16 protein-coding genes are annotated in these 14,874 nt (G+C 67.6%); 8 read left to right on the top strand and 8 right to left on the bottom strand.

All coding sequences use genetic code 11. The features are described from left to right. Together A6M56_RS18200 and A6M56_RS18195 are read left to right on the top strand one after the other, a co-directional pair. Positions 1-1,471: cyanophycin metabolism-associated ABC transporter (locus A6M56_RS18200; RefSeq protein WP_286758285.1), on the top strand; the 1,471-nt coding region annotated here is incomplete at its 5' end. Between the two features lie 41 nt (positions 1,472-1,512). Further along, positions 1,513-1,983, top strand: a complete 471-nt coding sequence (locus A6M56_RS18195) for a cyanophycin metabolism-associated DUF1854 family protein (RefSeq protein WP_045219477.1) — start codon at positions 1,513-1,515, stop codon at positions 1,981-1,983. A gap of 12 nt (positions 1,984-1,995) precedes the next feature. On the opposite strand, the gene A6M56_RS18190 is transcribed toward A6M56_RS18195, so the two are convergent. Then, positions 1,996-3,135, bottom strand: coding sequence for a serine hydrolase domain-containing protein (locus tag A6M56_RS18190; RefSeq protein ID WP_233902558.1), 1,140 nt, complete (start codon positions 3,133-3,135; stop codon positions 1,996-1,998). A 223-nt stretch (positions 3,136-3,358) separates the two neighbouring features. On the opposite strand from A6M56_RS18190, the gene A6M56_RS18185 reads away from it, so the two are divergent. After that, positions 3,359-4,972, top strand: a complete 1,614-nt coding sequence (locus tag A6M56_RS18185; protein WP_286758284.1) for an OpgD/OpgG family glucan biosynthesis protein — start codon at positions 3,359-3,361, stop codon at positions 4,970-4,972. A 56-nt stretch (positions 4,973-5,028) separates the two neighbouring features. Here the strand turns inward: A6M56_RS18185 and A6M56_RS18180 are convergent, their stop codons facing one another. Together A6M56_RS18180 and A6M56_RS18175 are read right to left on the bottom strand one after the other, a co-directional pair. Beyond that, positions 5,029-5,451 (bottom strand): hypothetical protein, encoded by a 423-nt coding sequence (locus A6M56_RS18180; RefSeq protein WP_233902557.1) that lies wholly within the window; start codon positions 5,449-5,451, stop codon positions 5,029-5,031. Between the two features lie 176 nt (positions 5,452-5,627). Continuing rightward, positions 5,628-6,443 (bottom strand): OXA-60 family carbapenem-hydrolyzing class D beta-lactamase OXA-444, encoded by an 816-nt coding sequence (locus tag A6M56_RS18175; protein WP_045219469.1) that lies wholly within the window; start codon positions 6,441-6,443, stop codon positions 5,628-5,630. A 183-nt stretch (positions 6,444-6,626) separates the two neighbouring features. On the opposite strand from A6M56_RS18175, the gene A6M56_RS18170 reads away from it, so the two are divergent. Continuing rightward, a complete protein-coding gene (locus A6M56_RS18170; protein WP_102079098.1) occupies positions 6,627-8,228 on the top strand; it encodes a hypothetical protein in 1,602 nt (533 codons plus the stop codon). Positions 8,229-8,235: 7 nt separating this feature from the next. Here A6M56_RS18170 and A6M56_RS18165 read toward each other — a convergent pair whose 3' ends face one another. The 3 genes from A6M56_RS18165 to A6M56_RS18155 are packed head-to-tail and all read right to left on the bottom strand — an operon-like array spanning position 8,236 to position 9,808. Continuing rightward, the gene (locus A6M56_RS18165) at positions 8,236-8,859 is read right to left on the bottom strand and encodes an FMN-dependent NADH-azoreductase (protein ID WP_062738765.1); all 624 of its coding nucleotides are present in this window, start codon (positions 8,857-8,859) and stop codon (positions 8,236-8,238) included. Next, a complete protein-coding gene (locus A6M56_RS18160; RefSeq protein WP_102079099.1) occupies positions 8,856-9,317 on the bottom strand; it encodes a GNAT family N-acetyltransferase in 462 nt (153 codons plus the stop codon). Before A6M56_RS18160 ends, A6M56_RS18165 begins: the two co-directional genes overlap by 4 nt. After that, positions 9,314-9,808 (bottom strand): carboxymuconolactone decarboxylase family protein, encoded by a 495-nt coding sequence (locus A6M56_RS18155; RefSeq protein WP_045219459.1) that lies wholly within the window; start codon positions 9,806-9,808, stop codon positions 9,314-9,316. Before A6M56_RS18155 ends, A6M56_RS18160 begins: the two co-directional genes overlap by 4 nt. Positions 9,809-9,887: 79 nt before the next feature. Between A6M56_RS18155 and A6M56_RS18150 the strand changes: the two genes are divergently transcribed. The 3 genes from A6M56_RS18150 (at position 9,888) to A6M56_RS18140 (ending at position 12,017) form a co-directional block, all read left to right on the top strand. Further along, on the top strand, positions 9,888-10,394 hold the full coding sequence (locus A6M56_RS18150; protein ID WP_045219457.1) for a MarR family winged helix-turn-helix transcriptional regulator: 507 nt from the start codon (positions 9,888-9,890) through the stop codon (positions 10,392-10,394). 105 nt (positions 10,395-10,499) lie between these two features. Then, the gene (locus tag A6M56_RS18145) at positions 10,500-11,168 is read left to right on the top strand and encodes a PadR family transcriptional regulator (protein ID WP_045219455.1); all 669 of its coding nucleotides are present in this window, start codon (positions 10,500-10,502) and stop codon (positions 11,166-11,168) included. A 27-nt stretch (positions 11,169-11,195) separates the two neighbouring features. Then, entirely contained in the window at positions 11,196-12,017 is an 822-nt protein-coding gene (locus tag A6M56_RS18140; RefSeq protein ID WP_102079100.1) for a siderophore-interacting protein, read from the top strand. A gap of 18 nt (positions 12,018-12,035) precedes the next feature. Here the strand turns inward: A6M56_RS18140 and A6M56_RS18135 are convergent, their stop codons facing one another. After that, the gene (locus tag A6M56_RS18135; protein WP_045219451.1) at positions 12,036-12,293 is read right to left on the bottom strand and encodes a hypothetical protein; all 258 of its coding nucleotides are present in this window, start codon (positions 12,291-12,293) and stop codon (positions 12,036-12,038) included. Positions 12,294-12,501: 208 nt separating this feature from the next. Here A6M56_RS18135 and A6M56_RS18130 point away from each other — a divergent pair, with 208 nt between their 5' ends. Then, positions 12,502-14,091 carry a methyl-accepting chemotaxis protein gene (locus A6M56_RS18130; protein ID WP_045219449.1) on the top strand — a complete coding sequence of 530 codons (1,590 nt, stop codon included), beginning with the start codon at positions 12,502-12,504 and terminating at the stop codon, positions 14,089-14,091. Positions 14,092-14,108: 17 nt separating this feature from the next. On the opposite strand, the gene A6M56_RS18125 is transcribed toward A6M56_RS18130, so the two are convergent. Beyond that, the coding region (locus A6M56_RS18125; protein WP_286758283.1) for a putative bifunctional diguanylate cyclase/phosphodiesterase at positions 14,109-14,874 on the bottom strand (766 nt) is incomplete at its 5' end.

Below are 14,874 nucleotides of genomic sequence, written 5' to 3'. Positions count from 1 at the left end.
GCTCGAATACTTCGGCGGCAAGCGCACCGGCGACCTGATGGCGCGCATCGGCTCAGAAAGCGACCGCATCAGCGTATTCCTGTCGCTGCACCTGCTCGACTTCGCCACCGACGTGCTGATGATTGCGATGACGGCGGTGATTCTCGTCTCCATCGACCCGTGGCTGGCGCTCGTCACGCTGGTGCCGCTGCCCTTCATCGCGTGGATGATCCACCTGGTGCGCGATCGCCTGCGCCACGGCTTCGAGAAGATCGACCGCATCTGGTCTGAGATCACCAACGTCCTGGCCGATACGATTCCGGGCATCCGCGTGGTCAAGGCGTTTGCGCAGGAAAGGCGCGAAGTGGCGCGGTTTCGCGAAGCCAACAAGCACAACCTGACGATCAACGACCGCGTCAATGCGGTGTGGTCGCTGTTCACGCCCACGGTCACGCTGCTGACCGAGGTCGGGCTGCTGGTGGTATGGATCTTCGGCATCTACCAGGTCAGCCACAACGCCATCACCGTGGGCGTGCTGGTGGCGTTCCTGACGTATATCAGCCGGTTCTATACGCGGCTCGATTCGATGAGCCGCATCGTGTCGGTCACGCAGAAGGCCGCGGCGGGCGCCAAGCGCATCTTCGACATTCTCGACCACGTGTCCAGCGTGCCGGAGCCGGCCAAACCCGTGCACATCGAGCAGGTAAACGGCGCGATCGAGTTGCGCGACCTGGGCTTCCGCTACGGCAACCGCGCGGTCATCCGCGGCCTGAACCTGTCGATCCGGCCGGGCGAGATGATCGGCCTGGTGGGACACAGCGGGTCGGGCAAGAGCACGCTGGTCAACCTCATCTGCCGGTTCTACGACGTGTCCGAAGGTGCGATCCGCGTGGACGGCGTCGACATCCGCTCGCTGCCCATTTCGGAATTCCGCCGCAACATCGGCCTCGTGCTGCAGGAGCCGTTCCTGTTCTTCGGCACGATTGCCGACAACATCGCCTACGGCAAGCCCGATGCCACGCGCGAGGAGATCATCGCCGCCGCGCGCGCCGCGCATGCGCACGAGTTCATCCTGCGCCTGCCGCACGGCTACGACTCCCTGGTGGGCGAGCGCGGCCAGGCACTGTCGGGCGGGGAGCGCCAGCGCATCTCGATTGCGCGGGCGCTGCTCATCAACCCGCGCATCCTGATCATGGACGAGGCCACGTCTTCGGTGGACACGACCACCGAGAAGGAAATCCAGAAGGCGCTCGACAACCTCGTGCAGGGCCGCACGACGATCGCCATCGCGCACCGCCTGTCGACGCTGCGCAAGGCAGATCGCCTGGTCGTCATGGACCGCGGCCAGATCGTCGAAGTCGGCAGCCACGACGAGTTGCTCGCACGCGAAGGCGCGTACTTCAGGCTCTACCAGGCGCAGGCGCGCAACGTCGATGCCGACACCGACATGACGAGCGACGGCGAGCGCGTGGACGCCGCCGAGCCGGCCTGACCGACGTGCGCGCGCAGCCAACCTCTTCTCCGGACAGTGCGATGCAAACGCCCGATTTCACCCTCAGCCGCAACAGCCTCGGCAAGCTCGTCATGACGCTGGTCGACGGCACCTCGCATGCGGGCGTGGTGCCCGTGCGCGCCTTCCCGATCTCCGCCGCCGGCGAGGGCCTGAGCCTGATGAGCGCCGACGGCAAGGAACTGGCCTGGATCGCCAACCTCGACACCCTGCCCGCCGCCATGCGCGCGCTGATCGAGGCGGAACTCGCCGCGCGCGAATTCATGCCCGAGATCCGCAAGATCGTCGGCGTATCGACCTACGCCACCCCGAGCACGTGGACAGTGCAGACCGATCGCGGCCACACCGATCTCGTGCTGCGCGGCGAAGAAGACATCCGCCGCCTGAGCGGCACCACGCTGTTGATATCCGACAGCCACGGGATCCACTACCTGATCCGCGACCATTTCGCGCTCGACAAGCACAGCCGCAAGATCCTCGACCGCTTCCTCTGAACCGCTGCGCGCTCAGCTGCGCGCGGGCGCCAGTGCGGCCACCACGCTTTTGAGCAACGTTTCGGCCTGCGTGCCGATCGCACGCTCGTTGTAATCGCCCGCGGTGGTAACGACGACCATGTCCAGCGCGGGGATGACCCACAGGCGCTGTCCGCCATTGCCGATGCCGCCGATCCACGCCTGCTCCGTGCCCTTCACGGGCACAGCGCCGAGCCACCACTGGTAGCCGTATCGCAGGTTCGGTGCGATGCCCGTGTCGACGTGCGGGCGGGTGGATTCGGCAATCCAATCGGCCGGAACCACCTGCCGGCCATGCCATTCGCCATGCTGCAGCACGAGCTGGCCGATGCGCGCGAGGTCGCGCGGGCGCAAGCGCAGGCCGGCAAATGCCAGCGCACGGCCGCGGTAGTCGTCCACCCATTCCCAGTCGGTGATGCCCAGCGGCTCGAAGAGCTGCTGGCGCGCGTACTCCGGCAACGGCATGCCCACGCGCTGTGCAAGCAAATGCGCAAGCACCGCGGTATTGCCGCCGTTGTAATTGAACTGCGTGCCGGCCGCGGCCGCCATGGGGCGGTCGAACACATAGCGCACCTGGGAGGTGTGCCAGAACAGCCCGAACTCGTCATTGTTGAACACGCTCGTGGCGCGCCATTCGTTCCACGCCAGACCGCTCGACATGGACAGCATCTGCCCGAGCGTGATGCCCTCGCGGCCGTCGCGGTTCAGCTTGGGCATGTCGCGAGCCAGTTCGGGAAACAGCGGCAGCGCGGGCGTATCGGGCGGCGGCACCCTGCCCTGCCCCTGCGCGATGCCCCACAACAGGCTCGTCACCGATTTGCTGATCGACCGGATGTCGTGGAGCGTGTTTGCGTCAAAGGTGCGCGTGGTGCGGAACAGATCCTTGACGCGCTCGTCCTTGCCCGTCCGGTACAGTTCGGCAACCAATCGGCCGCCGCGCACGACGAGCAGGCTGTGGAAGTTGACGTCGCCGCCGGCCACTTCGCGCAGTACGGTGCAGAGCCGGTCGGCATCGAAGCCGGCAGCGCCGGGGCTGGCCGCGATCTGCCAGCCGTCGGCCAACGGCGCGGGGGCATCGCATGGCGCTGCGGCGCCGGCCGTGCGCGCAGCGCAAGCCAATGCGAGCAGGAGCACGCCGCGCGCGCAAAGTCCTCTCCGGATCATCGCCACCCCCCCATGCGTCAATGTGATCCGAAGTATCCACCACCAGGGGCTCCGCGCCGTCCAGATTGCGACGAGCGGTCGAATTCCGGGTGCATCGGCCCCCGGACCCTCCGCCGTTCGCATGGCGCGGCGGAACCCTGCCGCGCGTTACCATGTCGGACTGTTCCGATTCCAAGTTATGTCATAGGCACCTATGGTCACGCGTCGAACTCTTCTTGCCTCCGCTTCGCTCACCGCCACGCTCGCCGCGCTCGGCATCACGCCCGAAGCCCTGGCGGCCAGCCGCGTCAAACTGGGCGATGCCGCACCATTTTCTTTTGATTCCCTGATCGAGCGCGCCCGCGCAATGGCGGGCCAGCCGTACGCGCCGCCTCCCACCGCACCGGCCGACATCCTGTCGAAGATCGACTACGAGGCGCACGGCAAGATCAAGTTCGACACCGCGCATGCGCTCTTTGCCGACGGCCCCGGCCAGTTTCCGGTGACGTTCTTCCACCTCGGCACGTTTTTCCGCGCGCCGGTGCGCATGCACGTGGTCGAAAAAGGCGCCGCGCGCGAAATCGTCTACGACGAGTCGTACTTCGACATGCCCGCCGACAGCCCTGCGCGCAAACTGCCGCGCGGCAGCGGCTTTGCCGGTTTCCGCTTCCAGGAAAGCCGCCTGGGCGACCAGAAAAAACTCGACTGGAAGAAGAACGACTGGGTCGCCTTCCTGGGCGCGTCGTACTTCCGCGCCATCGGCGAGCTGTATCAGTACGGACTTTCCGCACGCGGCATCGCGCTCGACGTGGCGCAGGCCGGCAAGCCGGAGGAGTTTCCCAATTTCACGCACGTGTGGTTCGACACGCCGGCAGACAACCACGCCGATTCCGTGACGATCTACACGCTGCTCGACGGCCCGAGCATCACGGGTGCGTACCGCTTCGTGATGCACCGCACGAAGGGCGTGGTAATGGACATCGATACCGCGCTCTTCCTGCGCAAGGACGTCGAGCGCTTCGGCATCGCACCGGCCACGTCGATGTACTGGTTCTCGGAAACCGCCAAGGGCACCGCCACCGACTGGCGCCCGGAAGTGCACGACTCCGACGGCCTGGCCCTCTGGACCGGCAACGGCGAACGCATCTGGCGCCCGCTGAACGATCCGCCGCGCACGATGGCGTCTGCCTTTGGCGACAACAACCCGCGCGGCTTCGGCCTGCTCCAGCGGGACCGCGACTTCAACAACTACCAGGACGGCGTGCACTACGAGCGCCGCCCGAGCCTGTGGGTGGAACCGCTGGAGGGCTGGGGCGAAGGTGCCGTGCAGCTGGTCGAGATCCCGACCGACGACGAAATCCACGACAACATCGTCGCCATGTGGATGCCGAAGGCGCCGGCGCGCGCGGGCAACCAGTACCGCTTGCGGTACCGCCTGCACTGGCTGGCCGATGAGCCGTACCCGACGCAACTGGCACGCTGCGTGGCCACGCGCCTGGGCAACGGCGGCCAGCCTGGCCAGCCCCGTCCGCGCGGGGTGCGCAAGTTCATGGTGGAGTTCAAGGGCGGCCCGCTGGAAAAGCTGCCGTTCGGCGTGAAGCCGGAGGCGGTGCTGAGCACCTCGCGCGGCACGTTCTCGTACGTGTTTACCGAAGCAGTGCCGAACGGCGTGCCGGGCCACTGGCGCGCACAGTTCGACCTCACGGTCGACGGCAAGGAGCCCGTGGACATGCGTCTGTTCCTGCGTGTCGACGGCAAGCCGCTGTCCGAGACGTGGTTGTTCCAATATCACCCGTTCCAGTCACCGGTGGGGCCGGTGGCGGCGTAGTCGCCGCCACCGCGGTCACCAAACAAGGCGGGACGTTCCCGCCTGGTTTGTTCTTGTTACTGGTAGGACAGCGTCACCACCGCCAGCGCCGGTTCCGCCCCCCGCGCGCGCGACACGGTGAGCGTGCCGTTGTTTGCCGTCAGCAAGGTGGCCTTGAAGCCGCCGTATTGGACCAGGACGTCTGGCTTGTCTCGCGCGTCGCCCACCCGCAAAGGCCTGAGCGACGATGCCGCCCGCGCTTGCACCGACACGTCGACCGGCACCACCCGCACCGCCGCCGAGTGCAAGTCCAGCACCACCCGATCGCCGGACGCAGACGAACGCGCCCGTAGCGCCTCGCCCGCGCCCGTCGCCTGCAGCGCAGGCTGCACGCGGAACCCGGCCTCGACGATGGCCCCCGTGAAGTAGATCACGCCGTCCTGGCTGCCGCCGGCAAGCGCGCTGCCCGCTCCGATGGCCGTCACCGTGGCGACGGCCATTGCCTTGCACTCCCTCAACATAAAACCCCCGATGCCCGACCCTTGGGCGATGTGTGGCGTCTGCCGTCTTGCAGGCGACTGCCTCAATAGTTTTTGACGATTTTCATCGTCCTCGGGATTCCATCCCAGTGGGGATTGTGGGCATCCCGGATTGCGGGTCGGACGGAGAGCGCGTCTCAGAGTACCGGCCACACGTCCAGCGCCTGCATCAACTGCTTGCCCAGCGGAATGCGCTTGGCCATGTCGCCCTCGCGCGGCATGTCGATGTTCAGCGCAAAGGCATAGACGCGTCCGGCACGCTCGACCCAGCCGACCCACCAGCCGATCTCCGGCTGGTATTCCGTGGCGACGCCGGTCTTGGCGTACAGCGCGGCATCCCCTTGCTGCTCGATCAGCAGCATGCGGTGAACCATGTCCCACGTGCGCGGCTTCACCGGCAACTGCTTGAGCGCCATGCGGCTGGTGAAGCGCGCCTCTTCAAGCGCCGAGATTTCGAGCGGACCGCGCAGCCAGAACTGGTCGATCACGCTGCCAAGCTGGCGATTGCCATAGTCGAACGCATCGACATACGCCTGCATGCGCTCCAAGCCGACGCGGCGCGCCACTTCCTGGTAGATCGGCACGGCCGACAGGCGGATCGCCTCGGGCAGCGCCATGTCGTGCTCCCACTGCTTGTAGGGCTGCGGCTTGCCGCCGTATGGCAGCACTTCATGATCGTCACGCACCGCGCCCGTGTCGAAGGCGATGAGGCTGTTCGGGATCTTGAAAGTTGAGGCCGGATGAATGCGCCGCGCGGCGCGGGCCGGGTCAACGACGTAGGTGCGGTCGGCGCTGATATCCATCAGGACGAAGGTACCGGAGACGCCGGCCTCGTCGAACACGCGCTTGAGATCGTTGCGCACGATGAGTTCGGCGTGGGCGGTGGCGGCGCTCATCGCCATGGCGCACACCGTGGCGGCAAGCACGAGAGGTTTCGACCAACGAGAGAACATGCAATGACTCCTTGAAGGTTGTGGGTGGCTGCCGGCAGTCTCGACCGTACCGGCGCTGCGCATCGTAGGGAGTGCACGGCGCGCTGGCCAGCGCGCGACGCACGCGGCACGTCACGCGCGTAACGCCTGTAACGGCGGGCATGGCGCACAATGACACCCCGTTCTGCTTCGCCTGGCCTGTGCATGACGCCGCCCACCTTGCCCTCCCTCCATGTCGAACTGACCACCCCGCAAACCGTCGACGGCCGGCGTGCGCCGTTCCAGAGCCTGTGGCTGCTGGTGCGGCTGGCGTATGCACATCGGCTGTCGCCGGAGCAGCCCGTGGTGCGCCTGGCCGACCTGCGCGGCGCCGTATCGGACGCCAGCACGCAGCGCATGATGATCAGCCGCGCATTCCGCGACTGGCAGAACTGGGGAATCCAGGCCGGCTGGGGCGAACAGCGCGACCGCGAGCCGCGCTTTCTCAACGCCGACAAGCGCAGTCAGGGCCCGTTCTGGCTCACGCCCGAAGATGCGGCCCGCGTGCTGTGCCTAGTCGAAGGGCGGATTGCCGACGATGCCGACATACGCGCATTCCTCGGCATCACGGTACCGGAGGGCGGCGCGGACCACCTCGCAGACGCCCACCCCAGCGTGTTGTCCGGCCCGGCGGCGGGCACGCCCAACCCGGCGTTCTGGCATGCCTTCCTGACGGCGCGCCACGCCATGCGCGAGGGCCGCCTGCTGCATGCGCTCGGTGCCGGTGCAACGGCGTCCGACACCGAGCGCGGCGGCGCCCTGCTCGCGTTGCGCCACGCCAGCGATGCCGCCGACAACGACTTCCAGCGCGCCCTCGTCACCCTCGGCGAAGCGATGGCCGCGCGCCGCCTGGGGGATTCCACCCGTGCCAGCGCTCTGCTCTCGCAGTTGCGCGCGCACCGCCGCCAGCGCCACGTGCTGGGCAACGACTACCTCGCGGCCATGGAGCGCATCGTCACCGCATGGTGCGCGTATGACCGTCGCGACCTCGACCTCGCTGCCGGCCTGTTGGCCCGGCTGGCAGAAGCCGAGCCCGGTCGCAGCTTGCTGCGCTATCACCCGCAGATCCGCTTTGAGTGGAACAACCTGAGCGCCCTGATCGAGCGCGCCCGCCTGCTCTACGCCGAAGCCGGCAGCATTGCCCCGGCCGCGCAAACCCAGGCTGCGCAGCGCATCGTCGCGCAGTTCGAGACCGCGCTGGCCGCCGCGCTCGAGAGCCAGGCGGCAGATGCCGTACAGCAGGTCGCCGCCAACCTCGGCATGACGTGCTGGCTGCTGCGGGACGCGCTAAGCACCGCCCCCGACGCCGACGGAACGGTCGATGCCGTGCGCTGGCTCGCGATGAGCGAGTGGCAGGCGTTGCGCAACGGCGGGCCGCTGCAATCGGCGTGGAATGCCATCGCGCTGATGCGCATCGCCCGTGCAGACGCGCGTGACGCCCCGCTGACACTCGCCGACCTCCGCACGCAGGCTGGCCCGTTTGCCGAAGCCTTCGACACGCGCTACTGGCCGCCGCGCTGGACCGACGTGGCCGCGCTGCGCCTGCGCGAGCATGACAGCGGCCGGCACCGCTATGGCCATGTGCAAGTCAGCGGGCTGCTGCTGGAACTGGCATGGTTTGCCCATGCCGATGGCGACCACGTTGCCGCCCGCACCGCCATGGATCGCCTGTCGCAAGCGATGCTGGATCTCGCGCCGCACGATCGGGCTTACTTCGTGCAGGCGCTCAAGGGGCTCGCATGCCGAACGCGCACCGGCTCCACATGAAGACGCCTCAGGCCACCAGCGGCATCAGCAGCAGCCGGTCCGCCAGCTCTTGGCGAAAACGATCGAATGCGTGCGGGGCAACGTCGGGCCGGCCCATGTTCTGCAGCCGTATCCCTTCCACCTGCCGGATGCCCATGGTCGCAAACACATAGCGCAGATATGGCATCAGGAAGTCGGTCTGGGCGTGGGCGCCGTCAAAGTTGCCGCCCGATGCCGACACCACGAGCACGGGGCGGTCCGCCAGCATGCCGACCTTCCCCTGCGGCGAGCCGCGGAACGTACGTCCGGGCCGCACCACGAGGTCGATCCACGCCTTGAGCACCGACGGCACGGTGTAGTTGTGCACCGGCGTGGAGATCAGTACCGCATCGGCCGCTTCGAGTTCGGCGATCAGCGTTTCAGACAGGACCAGTTCCGCGCGATGGGCGTCGGTGCGGTTGGCGTCAGGCATGAGGCTGGCCTCGACGAAGCCGGCATCGGGATGCGGCAGCGGCGTCGCAGCCAGGTCGCGCTCGATGATGCGCAGGCCGCTGGCCGCCTCGGCGAGCTGCCCGAGCACGAGTTGCGCGCCGCGCCGGCTGTGCGAGCGTGCTTCGCGCGGGCTCACTGCCACATGCAGCAGCGTCGTCATTGCATGCCTCCGAACTGCGCCTTGACGCCGGTGTTGAATCCGAAGCGCAAGGCACCGGCCAGCAGGCCGTTTCGATAATAGAAGCGGTGCCCGAGCACGTTGGACAGGGGCGTGTCCAGCACGAGCCGCGTGCAGCCCATGCGCGCTGCCTCGGCCTTGAGGTGGTCCATCAGCACGTTGCCGAGGCCGCTGCTGCGCAGGCGGTTGTCGGTCACCAGATCGTCGACATACAGGAATGGCCCGTAGACGAGGTTCTCCTGCAGCCGGTAGCCGGCCAAGGCGACAGGCTCACCGCCGCGCCAGACGGCGATGAGGCGATAGCCGTCTTCCACCTGGCGGCGCCAGCGCGCGACGAGTTCATCGGCGTCAGCCAGGTGCGGCCGCAGCTGGTGCATGACGGCAAAGCACGCGCGCACCGCCGTTTCGTCTTCAATGGGGCGGATGGTGTCCATGGTCATGCCTCGGCCGGCGCGGGGGCCGGCACCTGCGGCGCAAAGCGCATCGCAATGGCGATGCGGTTCCACGCCTGGATGTTCGCGATGGCCGCCGTGAGGAAGGCGACCTCCATCCGGGAGAAATGCTGGCGCACGGCTTCGTATTCGTGGTCTTCCACGCCATGGTCGGCCGCCCTGGCCAGCGTGGTCAGCGCTTCCGTCCAGGCCAGCGCGGCACGCTCGCGCGGCGTGAAGACCGCTGGCGTATCGCGCCACACGGCCGCCAGGTCCAGCTTGGCCGAAGCCACGCCGAGCTTGCGCGCGAGGTTCAGGTGGAACTGCACGCAGAACGCGCAGCCGTTGATTTGCGAGGCGCGCAGCTTGACGAGCTCCGTCAGCGGTTTCTCCAGACCCGACGCGTCCACCGCCTTGCCCAGCGCCTGCAATGCCGGCGCCACGCCGACGGCGGTGTCGACAAACTCGGCGTAATCCATGCGGGGAGAGAGATCTTCCATGCCTGACTCCTGGTTGAGGGTTGATTGGAGCGTTGGTGGTAATATCAGTGCTCGAACATCTTATTCGAACTCTGACATCATGGGCAAGCGCACCACCTCCGCCAACGTGGGCAACGACACCTCTTCCCCCGCCATCCCCCCGCTTGGCCAGGGCAAGCGCGGCGAGCAAGGCTATCTTGGCTATCTGCTGCGGCAGGCCAGCGCGGCACATCGCCTGCGCATGGAGCGCGCCATGGCCGACGTCGGCGTGACGCTCCCGCAATTCCTGGTGCTGACGATGATCCGCGCGTACCCCGGCATCTCCAACGCCGACCTCGCCCGCCTGGCGCTGCTCACGCCGCAGACGGTGAGCGTGATCGTCGCCAACCTGGAACGCAGCGGCGCCATCGCGCGGCGGCCGCACGCGGTACACGGCCGCATCCAGCACATCGACGTCACACCGGAAGGCCTCGCGCTGCTGGACGCGTGCCGCAAGCGCTCAGGCGGCATCGAACGGGAACTGCTGGCGGGCTTTTCACCCGAAGAAGAACAGGTCGTACGGCGCTGGCTCGTGCATGTGGCCATGCTGGGCGGCGACAACGACTAGGCGGGCTCCGTTTTTTTCTGTCATCGCCCTTGACTTCTGCAGGGGGGCCACTATCATCCGATGTATCTTACGATATATCTGATGATGTACTGCAGGAGAGCGACGATGCACGGATGGTTCGGACGCCACCACAAGCTGTGGCTGGAAAAGCACTTCATGATGGGTCGCCACGGTCATGGCCGCGGCGGTTTCGGGCGTGGCATGGGCGGCTTCGGCGGCCCCGGCGGCTATGGTGAAGGCGATGATGAGGGCGGCAGTCCCTGGCGTGGCCGCCGATTGAGTTCGGCCGACCTGCAGCTCGTGCTGCTGGCGCTGCTCAAGGACGCGCCGCGCCATGGCTACGAACTGATCAAGGCCGTCGAAGAGCATTCGCTCGGTTTCTATACGCCGAGCCCCGGCATGGTCTACCCGGCGCTGTCGTACCTGGAAGACCACGGCTTTGCGTCGGTCACCGCCGAGGGTAACAAGAAGCGCTACGGCATCACGCCCGAAGGAGAGGCGTGGCTGGCCGAGCGGCAGCACAGTGCCGACGCCATCCTGGCGCAGTTGCGCGCCATGGGCGAACGCGTCAAGCGCATGAACGAGGCCATGGCCTTCGACCGCGAAACCGACAATGCGGCCGAATGGGCCGACGCGGGCCACGACCCGCTGCGCACCGCGCGCTGGCGCCTGAAGTTTGCGCTCATGGAAAAACGCTTCGCCTCGCGCGAAGAACAGCAGCGCGTGGCCGACATCCTGCTACGCGCCCTCAAGGAAATCACCGGAGAGCGCTAAGCCGCCCTTCCTTTTCCGCAGCCATCTATGTTTGCCTTCTATCGCACACAAGGTCTCATGTCGCAGCTGCTCAGTTCCACTCCGCCCGCCACGCGCCGCATGCGTGTTCGCGCCATCCACACGCTGTCGCCACGCATGCGGCGCGTCGTCTTTACCGGCACACACCCCACCGAGCTTGCAGATCTCGCCAATGCCCCGCCGGGCGCGGCGATCAAGCTGATGTTTCCGCAGGGCACAGCCGGCGCGACGCGCACGCTCGGGCGCGCCTACACCGTGCGCCACTATCACGCCGAGCGCGGTGAACTCGACATCGATTTCGTGGTGCATGACGAGACACCGGCCGCACGGCACGGCCCCGCCGCGCGCTGGCTCGAGCGCGCGGCACCCGGCGACGAAGTCGAGTTTGCCGGCCCCAAACGCGGGTTCGTTGCCGACCCGAGCGCGCCGTGGACATTGCTGATCGGCGACGAAACCGCCCTGCCGGCCATCTTCGCCATCCTGGAGCACCTGCCCGAACCGGCGCAGGTGCAGACCTACATCGCCATCGGCGACGCCCGCGCACGGTTGCCACTGGACGGCCCCTTCGCGGCACACCCGCGCAGCCGCAACATCCATTGGGTGGAAAGCGACACCGCGCATGCGGGCGCCATGATGGTCGGCGCACTGACGGCGCAGCCCATGCCTGCCGGCACGCCGCAGGTGTTCCTGGCCGGCGAATCGTCGTTGCTCAAGCAGGTGCGCACGCTGCTGGAAGGCGCGTGGGCCGTGCCGCGCGAGGTCATCGACGCCAAGGGATACTGGACGGCGGGCCTGTCGCGCGAAGAACGCAAGGCGCAGGAAGCACGCTGACGCGTACCGGCCGCGCCTTCAGGTCGCGGCTTTTGCGCCCGGGTTTGGCGCCACGCCGATGACCCACTCGCGCAGCAGCCGCTGACCGTGCAGCAGCGCCGCGTCCATCGCCTCGCGCGGCGAACCGAACGTGCAGCCCGGGCGCACGGGCTGCGAACCTGTCAGCGACTGGCCCTCCGCGCTGCGAAACACCACGTCGATACGTGCCTCCCAGCCGCGCACACCGGCCGGCGTCACGCGCGGGACGATCTCGACGTCCCCGGAAATCTTGTTCACCTCGTTCCTCCATTCCCCGCGCCTTGACGGGCGCATCGCGGTTTTTTCATAGCAACGGCCGTGCCCGTTTCAGGTGAGTGCGCATGTACTTGATCCAGGTCAAACTGCGTCGCCGCCGCCACCTTTAGGGCAGCGGCAGTGTGCCGTTGCAAGGGAGGACATCCCATTTTTCCCTCCCATTGCTCCGCGCCCCGAAGCGCCGCATCCCATGCGCAAGAACCTGCCCGTCACCCAGGCCGAAACCGCCCTCACCCCAACGGACTACCTGATCTCCCGGACCGACCTCAAAGGCCGCATCGTCTTCGCCAACCCGGCGTTCGTGCGTGTCAGCGGCTTTGCACACGAAGAGCTGATCGGCGCGCCGCACAACCTCGTGCGCCACCCTGACATGCCCGAAGCCGCCTTTGCCGATCTGTGGGCCACGCTGCAAGCCGGCAAGCCGTGGCGCGGTCTCGTCAAGAACCGACGCAAGGACGGCGGCTTCTACTGGGTGCTGGCCAACGTGACGCCGGTGTTCCAGAACGGCGCGATTGTCGGCTACACGTCGGTGCGCTCCATGGCCACGCCTGCGCAGGTGGCCCGTGCCGAACGCGCCTACGCGGCCATCAACGCGGGCGACCGGTCGTACACCGTGCGTGCAGGGCACATCCAGCGCACGGGCTGGCGGCGTGCGCTGAACCTGTTTCAGCGCGACAGCCTGCGCTTCAAGGTGATCGGGCTGCAAACCCTGATCGCCATTGCGATCCTGATCGGTACGCTGTGGGCGCACATCGCGCTGGAAGCGGCCGACCTGCACGGCACGCCGTGGCTTGTGCTGAGCCGCGACTGGCTGTGGCTGACCGGCGTGGGTTGCGCGGGGTTGGCGACGCTGTCCGGCATGCTGCTGGCCCGCACGCTGATCGGCCCACTTGAAGAAGCGGCCACGCTGGCCACACGCCTGGCGGCCGGCGATCTCACCTCGGCGGTGGACGTGCGCGCCACGGGCGAACTTGGCGAAGTGATGCGCGCCATGGGCACGATGCGCGCAAGCCTGTCGTCCATCGTGCGCGACATCCAGGATGGCGCCGCCAACGTTGCGCACAGCACGCTGCAGATCTCGGCCGGCAACCATGACCTGTCGTCGCGCACCGAGCAGCAGGCGGCGGCACTCGAGCAGACCGCGTCGAGCATGGATGAGCTCACCTCGATGGTGGCCGCCAATGCCGACCACGCCCGCGAGGCCACCGCGCTGGCCGAGCAGGCCTCCACGGTCGCGGCCGACGGCGGCCAGCTCGTGCAGCGCGTGGTGCAGACCATGGACGCCATCCGCGCCGACAGCCAGCGCGTGACCGAGATCATCGCCACCATCGAGAGCATCGCGTTCCAGACCAACATCCTGGCGCTCAATGCCGCCGTGGAAGCCGCACGCGCCGGCGAGGAAGGCCGCGGCTTTGCCGTGGTGGCCGGCGAGGTGCGCAGCCTTGCCCAGCGCAGCGCCCAGGCCGCGGCGCAGAGCAAGGAGATCATTCGCGCGTCCGACCAGTCCGTGCGCGATGGTGTGGAGCTGGTGCACCAGGCCGGCGCCACGATGACGCAGATCGTGCAGTCGGTGCAGACCGTCACGCAGCTCATGTCGGAAATCTCGGCCAGTTCGCGCGAGCAGAGCAGCGGTATCGCGCAGATCAACGCGGCAGTCTCGCAGCTCGACGGGGTGACGCAGCAGAACGCCACGCTGGTGGAAGAGGCGGCGGCGGCAGCCTCCATGCTGGCGCGCCAGTCCGAAGCGCTGAAGCATGCCGTGGCAGTGTTCCGCGCATGACGCCGTGGCGGCGGCGCCTACAGGGCGAATCGCGTATCGCGCTCGAGCAGCGCCGTCACCGCATCGGGCAGCAGCGGCTCGCTGAAGTAATAGCCCTGCAGCACGTCGCACTGGTGTGAGGCCAGGAAGGCCGACTGCGCCGGGTCCTCCACGCCTTCGGCGCACACCTTCACGCCGAGGTTGTGCGCCAGCACCACCACCGTCGTGCAGATGGCCGCATCGTTAGAGTCGCGATCGATGTCCTTGACAAAGGCGCGGTCGATCTTGATGAGGTCGATCGGCAGGCGCTTGAGGTAGGCCAGGCTCGAATACCCGGTCCCGAAATCGTCGATGGCGATGCGCACGCCCAGTTGCCGGATCGCGGTGAGGTCTTCGATCGTACGCTCGGTGCCCTCCATCAGCATCGACTCGGTCACCTCCAGCTCCAGGAAACCGGAGCTCAGGCCATACTCGCGCTGCAGCCTGAGCAGCGTCGGCAGCACGGTGCCCCGCTTGAACTGCAGCGGCGACACGTTCACGGCCACGGTCAGCCCGTCGGCCAGGCCGCGTGCGTGCCATTCCGCGCGCTGGCGCGCCGCTTCGCTCAGCACCCAGTTGCCGATCTCGACAATCAGGCCGCTCTCTTCGGCCACCGGAATGAACGCGGCCGGCGGCAGCAGCCCGCGCGTCGGGTGGACCCAGCGGATCAGTGCTTCAAGACCGCATACGCGACCGGTCCGGGTGTCGACTTGCGGCTGGTACAGCAGCCGGAACTGGCCGTGCTCCAGTGCGGCCCGGATCTGG

Origin of the sequence: Ralstonia sp. RL (assembly GCF_001683835.1) — a bacterium.
In the GTDB taxonomy this organism is placed as follows: Bacteria; Pseudomonadota; Gammaproteobacteria; order Burkholderiales; family Burkholderiaceae; genus Ralstonia; species Ralstonia mannitolilytica.
Note: the sequence above shows the minus strand (reverse complement) of the source record. Positions and strands in the feature narration are given on the sequence as shown.